Origin of the sequence: Siminovitchia jepli, from assembly GCF_047228825.1 — a bacterium.
Taxonomy (GTDB): Bacteria; Bacillota; Bacilli; order Bacillales; family Bacillaceae_C; genus Siminovitchia.
This window is the reverse complement of the sequence record NZ_JBFEGN010000223.1, coordinates 1-651: the sequence shown is the minus strand read 5'-3', so window position 1 is coordinate 651 and position 651 is coordinate 1. Positions and strand designations below refer to the sequence as shown.

Here is a 651-nt window from a genome sequence, read left to right as displayed (position 1 = left end):
AAAACAATCAAAAAGGGGGTGAATAGCTATGATTCGAGCTTCTTATTTTGTGTATAAACCAAATGATGAAATAAATATTATTTTATCTCAATTAGGGTATGCGGCAAGAAAGTTGTGGAATGTAGCCAATTACGAAAAGCGTAACTGGACAAAAGATAGCGGCAAACCGTTTCCTAATTGGTATGAACAGAAAAAGAGGTTAAAAGACCATTTTTGGTATAAAAACTTGCCTTCCCAATCTGCCCAGGAAGTGTTAAAGGTACTTCAAGAATCATGGGAATCCTTTTTTGAACTAAAAAAGACAGGAGGAATCGAAAATCCAAAGCCCCCAGGATTCAAACAAAAGAATTTTAATGTTAAGTTTCTGAATAATGGGTTCCGTATAGAAGAAAATCGGATAAGGTTATCCATTCCGGCAAAACAAAAATCTTATCTTCGTGAAAAGTTTGGGATTCAAGCAAAGTTTGTTTATGTCCCGATACCAAAACATATTAAAATAGGTAAAGTGAAAACAGTCGAAGTAAAACCGTTAGCCGATGGAGAATATAAAATTATCCTAGCTCAAGAACACAAAGATGTATCAACCAAAAATAATAGTAAGAAATTCATGTCTATTGATCTAGGGATTGCCAATGCTATAACCTGTTATGA

At 34.1% G+C, this 651-nt stretch carries 1 protein-coding gene; it reads left to right on the top strand.

Going from position 1 to position 651, the window contains the following annotated elements; genetic code table 11:
• Positions 1-28 precede the first annotated feature (28 nt).
• Positions 29-651, top strand: a 623-nt coding sequence (locus AB1L08_RS22495) for an RNA-guided endonuclease InsQ/TnpB family protein (RefSeq protein WP_413066791.1), incomplete at its 3' end; no start/stop codon positions are given.